Genomic DNA, 7,452 nt, shown 5'->3' with positions numbered 1-7,452 from the left:
CAATGTGCAATTCACTCCTAAGGAATTTAAATATCTGTAAAGTGGATACCCGGTTACTCCTGCTTCGTAACAACAATGTATTTCGTTCCATTCCGATTTCAGTTTGGTTACAAATTTTTTAATCTGAACCTCATTATGCTTTATCTGTTGTTCTTTCACCAGTTCCTTTGAATTGCTCGTTAAATACGCGATACTGATCGTTTCTTTGTGGACATCCATTCCTACATATACTTTTCTTTTCATTACGTTCCTTCTGTTGGTTTTCTTGTTTTGTGGTAAATGCTTCGCATCTAACCCACGGTTTTCAAGCCCAGAAGGGGCGCCATTTTGTCTATTATCGTGCGATGATAAAAAAGATGACAATAAGGATCTTTTTCTTTTCCTTCTCAATTCATTGGGATCTTCCAACACTACAACTACTACCACTGCTACTTCTTGCAAGGATGCGGCGTTCTGCAAAACCTTCATCGCCACCAACAACGGCGCGGGTTACAACGGGAACTTGGGCGGGATCGCAGGAGCGGACGCAAAATGTACCGCGGCAAAACCTTCTACTCTGACAGGCACCTATAAGGCTTTGATTGTCGATCAGCAAACGAGATATGTTGTTTCCGCTGGAGACGGCTCTCCGGACAGAAAAGACTGGGTTTTATATCCGAGTAAACAATACCGTAGAAGTGATGGAACTACGATCACATTTACGACGAACACAAACTCGATGGTAACGGCAAACTTACAAAATGGAATCGATTCGGGGGCTCAAAAGTTCTTTTGGACCGGTTTATCCCATCCGGATGATCCTGGATTTTTCTTATGGGAAGGTGGTAGAACCTGCAACCAATGGGGAGATGCAAATCCAGGAGCAACGGGGGCTGCAGGAAATACGACTGCAGTGGCTCCCCATATTACTCCTGCTGCAATGGGCAATCCAGGTGGAGCGTTTACGGTCGATACTTGGACTTGCGATCAAAACAAAAATCTTCTCTGTGTAGAACAGTAAGTTTCGCAAAAAAACATCGTTCCAAGGATTGGGAGCGATGTTTTTTCTTCACCTTCAACAAAAATGACGGCCCTTCCGTGTTTAAAAACGCGGGAGTTCCCACAGATTAAGTCTCCTTGACAGTTTTAGTTCTTTTCGATTTCGAACCACTTTTTCTCGAATCGTTAGGAATTAAGACTTTGCATTACAATTGTTGTAAAGTCCTAACCCTGATTCCTTCCTAGCCACTGATCCCTAAAATGTGGGAACTACCACACAAACGGTAAAACTCGGATCTCTTCCAGGCCGTAATGGATAAAATCGGAAAAACTAAAACCCTGGCTCCTATCCACACTGACCCCTAATCCGTGGGAACTACCACGTTCTCGCGTTTTACGTAAAATATTTGTCTTTCCAGGTTTCGAAAAACGTAAAAGAACTCTTACAAAATTGAACTTCCCTAATCATTAAATCCTAAAATGCGTAGTTCCGACCCAAAATTCTGCCTCTTAAAAATTTCCCGAGACGTTTAAAAGGTTCGACCTTTTAGTGCGCTGCAAAAAAATGAACAATATGCGCCTTTGTGCGTTGCACAATTTTTGAGCCAACGGGAGGTCTTCGATGAATTTTCGTAAGATGACACGATTTCGATTTCGGTATTTACTTTGTTTACTTTTCCCATTGAGTTTTCATTTGTTTCTCGCGCCGCTTGCAGGAGCACTCAATCGGCAAGAAACCCGCCTAAAAGAAGAATCCATCGAACTCAAAACCATCCAGACCTATATTGCTGAGGTCCGACCCAAGCTTCCATCGGAATCCGTCCAAAAAATCTCCCAAGTCATTCTGCAGGAGTCAAAAAGACTGGAAATAGAATCCTGCACCTTTCGTTGTTCCGACATCGACAAGGTCAGTCTACTTATGGGGCTAATTCACCTCGAATCCAAATTCAAGGCAACCGCCCGTTCCCCGAAAAACGCTCGCGGATTTATGCAAATCCTACCTACAACCGCAAGTTGGATTTCCCAAAAAGAAGGTTGGAAAATCAATCCTGACGACCTCCATAAGCCCGAAGTGAATATCCACCTCGGAGTTTCTTATCTGAATTATCTTTTGGATCTGAGAAAGGGAGATACGGTAAAGGCCATTCTTTCCTACAACGCCGGACCCGGCGCAGTCGATCGATGGGGAGGAGTTCCCCAATACAATGAAATCATTCTTTCCAACCAAACACGTTATCTGAAATTGAGGGAGAAAATCTCCGATTCCGTTCCATAAATTCCGAAATTCGATCCATACTAAACGGGAGTCCGCATAACCTCGGCTCGGCCGAATTACCGATCAATCGGCATCCGAAAAATATCTGAGTTAACACGTATTAGATGTCAGTGGATAGGAATCAGATGCCGGGATTAAAATCTTTCCGATTTATCCATAGCGACACGGAGTTTACCGTTCGTTTAAAAACGCGGGAGTTCCGACATTTCTAAGATTTCTTCTTAAATTTAAGAAATATTCTGTTTGTGTAATATACCAAAGCTCCTCCCAAAATCAGAAACGGCAGCCACCAAAGCAAATAATAGGTAAGTTGTAGGAATGTGTTGAAAATCCCAACGAAAGCGTTTTTGTAATTAGGGATTTGCACCTTATCCGGCGGAGTTGGAATCCCGAAACCGACTGAAATCGTAGCCCAAGCTACCCGGTCCCTGATCTTCCAGGTTTCTTGTTCCGAGAGATCCAATTGGTCCTCGCTATTGGAAACCGATTCTTCGATCGCTTCCCAGTTTTTGGAACCGGCCCCGATTTGGTTGTTCGCGTTGTTTCTTCGATTCAATCTGATTTTTTCGCGAGTCATTTTCCGTTTTTGCCAAACCATTCCTTCCGTATGATCGATCGTGGAAATCTCTTCGGAAAGAAGAGTTCCTAGTTTATCAAGTTCTAATAAAGCATCGTAGAGTTTTGAGGAGCGAACGTGAATTTTCGCGCTCATAAAAGGAGAGGCTGTGTTCATAGCGGAACTGTTTTCAAGATAACCGTATTTTGCGATGAAATCCAAAAGTTCTTTTCTTGTTTTGATCAGATCGTTGCATTCGTACGAAAGTTGAACGTTGTATTCGAGTAATCTTTCCGCACTGACTGCGACCGGAGTAAAAACTTTTCCGAGTTGATTTGAAAAACTATCGGAATCTTCCGAAGCGGCTTTCTCTTTTTCGGGTTCCGAAACCGGAGAATTTTTCAGTTGGTCTATAGCGTCCGCCGATCTTGTCGAGAGTTCGGCTTCCGATCCGGAAACGTTCTTTTTGGGTTCTTCGTGTTTTCCGCAATTCAATGCGAATAACAACGACAAGACGAGAATATGGGAAATTATCTTTTTCAATGCAAATCCTCCGATTCAAAAAACTTCTTAAAATAGAAACACCGGAATCGGCCCGTTTTCCCGAAAAACGCTCCTTTTTATGCCGAGATCCAATAAGAGCTTGTCCAAAAAACCGTCAAGCAACCTACTACGTTTTTAAACGAACGGATAAAATCGGGTCTCTTCCCTACCGTTACAGATAAAATCGGAAAAATTTTAACTCCGACCCCTATCCACTGATTCCTAATACCCTGACATCTGATCTCTATCTACTGACCCTAGTACGTAGGAACTCCTACAAATTTCGTTTTAAGCTTTGGGGCAAACTCAAAATCTTTTTAACGCTTTCACACTGTTACCGTTCTTCAAAGGAAACAATTCGAATCATCTCTGCAAGAAAAGCAACCGAATCCGAATCTAAACAATACGAGGAATTTTTATGAGAAAAGAATACGATTTTTCAAAGTCAAAAAAAACCTTATCTAAAAAAACTTAAAAAAATCGATCTAGCTTGGAAATAAATTTGAGACTTATTTGGGATGATTCAAGGAGCGACTCTGAATTTTTTCCAAGAAGAATCCGGATTCTTTTCAAACACGATTCGATCGTGTAAACGATTAGAACGTCCTTGCCAAAATTCGATTCGATTCGGATGAACTGAATAGCCACCCCAGTGAGTGGGAAGATCTACTTCCTTACCTTCATATTGTTTCGAAAATTTTTCAAAACGCTCTTCTAAGAACTTACGATCCGGAATTTCATGACTTTGAGGAGATACAACCGCTCCGATCTGGGATTCTCTGGGTCTGGAATGAAAGTATTCGTTCGACTCTTCCTCGGAAACTTTCATTACGTTTCCTTCGATTCGCACCTGACGTTCCAGTTCGGGCCAAAAGAAAACGAGACAAGCCCTTGGATTTTCTTCCAGTTCCTTTCCTTTTCTACTTTCGTAATTCGTATAAAAGACGAAGGAATGTTTTGTGATTCCTTTGAGAAGAACGGTCCTTGCATCCGGCTTTCCTTCCTTGGTTGCCGTCGCAAGAGTCATCGCGTTGACTTCCAAAACTTCCGATAGAACGGCTTCTTCAAACCATTTTTGAAAAAATGAAATCGGATCGTCTCCGGTATCTTCGATATTCAGGGAAGACAAAGTGTAACTTTTTCTAATTTCTGAAATTTTAGAATTCATATCGATTGATTTCAAAAAATAGGAACGTCTTTAAAGTAAAAGAAAAAATTCGAATTCTCTTTTTCGTTTTCAGAAATTTGACGATCATCCGTTAAACCCGCTCTCGAAACTCAGTAGAACGTTCTCTTAAGGGGATTGTATTAGAATTGTTAAAAAATTAATTCCCCATCTGTTTTCTGTTACATTAAAATGGAAGATTGAATCAGTTTTATGAATCTCCACTACGGAATTTTTCAACAACTCTATTATAAAGGCGAGACCGAAAAACGAAAGCCTTTCTCAAAATAGAAGACGGATCGGATTCTTTTTCTATTGGAATGAGTAAAAATAAAGTTTTGTTAAAATGACTACGAGTTTTTGAGACAAACACGAAAGTTACGACACGGCATTTTGACTAGGAATATTAAAACCGATATCACAGACCAAGCCGACGTTTCAAGGTACGAGTGGATAGACGTTAGGACTTTTACACGTTTGATCGTTGCCATTTTTCCCCTTTCTTTTCCTGACAACTTTTTCTAGGGCATTACAAGTTTCCCATGCAGCGTGTGTAAGCTGCCGTCTCGTTAGATACGATCGAAATCTAAATCGGATAGCTACATTTTTAGTAGTTATTACAGATCTCTATAAAATTTAGTACCGTTAATTTTTATCGCAAAACACACTGCTTCAATGCAAAATATGGATACTTTATTATATAGCAATTAGTAGTAAAAATCTAGAAATGATTCTGAATTAGAATGAGCGGAGCGGAAAAAAGTCCGTCAAGTTTTAGGACAACTTCCAATATTTGATAACCAGATGATAAACTGAAAACGAACTCAGTAAGAGAATTTCAAAATTTGATTGTTAATTTATTTCAAAAGACAGAATATTCGCAAATTAGAAAATTCTATTTTTCAAAACGAATTCGCTTTCTCCAATAAAATATCGAATCCGCTTTGCGGAATCGAATCTTTGATTCAAAAGATCAATCTTCGAAATACACTGAACATAGGGATGGGAAAAATATCTTGGAAACGGAAACGAAAGAAACCCAAAGACCCAAACGTTTACCCTTTTCTACTTCTGTTTTGAATCGGGTATGGAAACAAAGTCAAACCGGAGTTCCCGAAATCTCCGGAATGGAACACCTTCGAGCCGATCCTGAGACAAAATTTTCGACGGAACGTTATCGATCCGCAACGACCTTTCAGAAGGAATGGGATCTGTTTCGAAAACGGCCGTATCTTGTCGGCTTCAGCGATCAGATTCGTAATCCGGGCGATTTTATCACGGGAAAGTTTTTGGACCGAGAATGGCTCGTTTTGCGGGATGAAGAGAAAAATCTGCGTGCGTATCCGAACGCTTGTCTACATCGGGGGACAAGACTCTTCTCAGGAGAAAAAGCGGGTTCAATTCGAAAGATCGTATGTCCCTATCACGCTTGGACTTACGACCTGAACGGAAAACTTTTAACAAAAGGTTGTGAAACGATCCACAACGGTCTCCGTGCGTTTCCCATTTTGGAAAAGGCAGGTCTTATCTTGTCCGGTTTTAAGGAGAACGTTCTGGATTCACTTTTTCCTCTTTGGGAAGAGTGGAAAACATACGAGCTTGATTCGTATGTTCCGTTCGCAATTCAATCGGAGGAAGGCGCATACAATTGGAAGATCGGTGTGGAGATTTTTTTGGAATCGTATCATATCTCGACGGTTCATAAAAATTCAGTCGCACCCGTCGTTGAAAAAAACGCGTCGATTCTGGATCCGATCGGAGAACATGCAAGAATTCTAATTCCCAACCGAAGTTATAAAACTACGAATTTACCGACTCGAAAAGATCTGATCATCACGTATTTTCTTTTTCCATCGACCATTCTGATTCTCTTTAGGGATCACTTTGGAATCATTCGGTTTCAACCGATTTCACCGGAACGTTCTCTCTGCCTTCGAGCCGTTCTGATTCCTGAAAGGCCGAAGTCAGCGCGTATGGCTCGCTTCTGGGAAGGAAACCGGGACTTTTTCTTTCGTACGACTACGGAAGATCTGGAACTTGCGCCGGAAATTCAAGCGGGAATTCTGCAAAATGAGTGGATTCAGCCGAGCTCTTGGGAACCGGGCATTTTTCATTTTCACAATTCATTGAAAAGCACAATCGTATGAAATTATCCGATCTTATTCGGTTTACCATCGATTTGAGTGTAAAATCCAGAGTTTAGGGTGTGGAATTTTGAACATTCTATTTATAAAGGGATCGATAATATGCCGTGCGTACGATAATAACCTTTTTTTACAGAAAGTTAATCTTTCCGTAAAAAATAAAATGTGGGAACTCCCGCAGATTGCGTTTCTTTGGCGATTTTAGGCTTTTATGGATTCGAATCGCTTTTTCAAATAGAAAGGAATTAAGACTTTGGATTACAATTGTATATTATAAAAAACCTAACTCCTCGCCACTGGAAACGTGGAACTCCGACCTTTTGGATCTCAAATACTCAGATAGTATGCTATTTTCGATCAAGGACGTTTGAACGTTTTATCACGAACTCTAAAGATGATAAGACATTGTTGTGTTGTTCTTCTTAGATGATAAGACATTGTTGTGTTGTTCTTCTTAGACAAAATGGCGCCCCTTCTGGGCTTGAAAACCGTGGGTTAGATGCGAAGCATTTACCACAAAACAAGAAAACCAACAGAAGGAACGTAATGAAAAGAAAAGTATATGTAGGAATGGATGTCCACAAAGAAACGATCAGTATCGCGTATTTAACGAGCAATTCAAAGGAACTGGTGAAAGAACAACAGATAAAGCATAATGAGGTTCAGATTAAAAAATTTGTAACCAAACTGAAATCGGAATGGAACGAAATACATTGTTGTTACGAAGCAGGAGTAACCGGGTATCCACTTTACAGATATTTAAATTCCTTAGGAGTGAATTGCACATTGA

At 40.6% G+C, this 7,452-nt stretch carries 7 protein-coding genes; 4 read left to right on the top strand and 3 right to left on the bottom strand.

The features are described from left to right. A partial coding sequence (locus LEP1GSC194_RS07775; protein ID WP_020773080.1) for an IS110 family transposase occupies positions 1 to 243 on the bottom strand: 243 nt, incomplete at its 3' end. Here LEP1GSC194_RS07775 and len point away from each other — a divergent pair. Next, complete coding sequence (len, locus tag LEP1GSC194_RS07770) at positions 206 to 1,000, top strand: endostatin-like outer membrane protein, LenA/LenB family (protein ID WP_020773086.1); 795 nt, start codon at positions 206 to 208, stop codon at positions 998 to 1,000. The genes LEP1GSC194_RS07775 and len overlap by 38 nt on opposite strands. 600 nt (positions 1,001 to 1,600) lie before the next feature. Then, positions 1,601 to 2,254: a lytic transglycosylase domain-containing protein gene (locus LEP1GSC194_RS07765; protein WP_020773079.1), complete on the top strand. Its 654-nt coding sequence runs from the start codon at positions 1,601 to 1,603 to the stop codon at positions 2,252 to 2,254. Between the two features lie 208 nt (positions 2,255 to 2,462). Here LEP1GSC194_RS07765 and LEP1GSC194_RS07760 read toward each other — a convergent pair whose 3' ends face one another. Continuing rightward, positions 2,463 to 3,353: a DUF4349 domain-containing protein gene (locus tag LEP1GSC194_RS07760; protein WP_020773087.1), complete on the bottom strand. Its 891-nt coding sequence runs from the start codon at positions 3,351 to 3,353 to the stop codon at positions 2,463 to 2,465. Positions 3,354 to 3,876: 523 nt separating this feature from the next. After that, positions 3,877 to 4,521, bottom strand: coding sequence for a pyridoxamine 5'-phosphate oxidase (gene pdxH, locus LEP1GSC194_RS07750; RefSeq protein WP_020773085.1), 645 nt, complete (start codon positions 4,519 to 4,521; stop codon positions 3,877 to 3,879). A 1,010-nt stretch (positions 4,522 to 5,531) separates the two neighbouring features. Between pdxH and LEP1GSC194_RS07745 the strand changes: the two genes are divergently transcribed. Both LEP1GSC194_RS07745 and LEP1GSC194_RS22205 read left to right on the top strand, forming a co-directional pair. Then, complete coding sequence (locus tag LEP1GSC194_RS07745; protein ID WP_036041766.1) at positions 5,532 to 6,665, top strand: aromatic ring-hydroxylating oxygenase subunit alpha; 1,134 nt, start codon at positions 5,532 to 5,534, stop codon at positions 6,663 to 6,665. Between the two features lie 543 nt (positions 6,666 to 7,208). Beyond that, the coding region (locus LEP1GSC194_RS22205; protein ID WP_020773080.1) for an IS110 family transposase at positions 7,209 to 7,452 on the top strand (244 nt) is incomplete at its 3' end.

The sequence above is a fragment of the Leptospira alstonii serovar Sichuan str. 79601 genome (genome assembly GCF_000347175.1).
Lineage (GTDB): Bacteria > Spirochaetota > Leptospiria > Leptospirales > Leptospiraceae > Leptospira > Leptospira alstonii.
The sequence above is the reverse complement of the archived record's forward strand: the minus strand, read 5'-3'. Positions and strand labels throughout refer to the sequence as shown.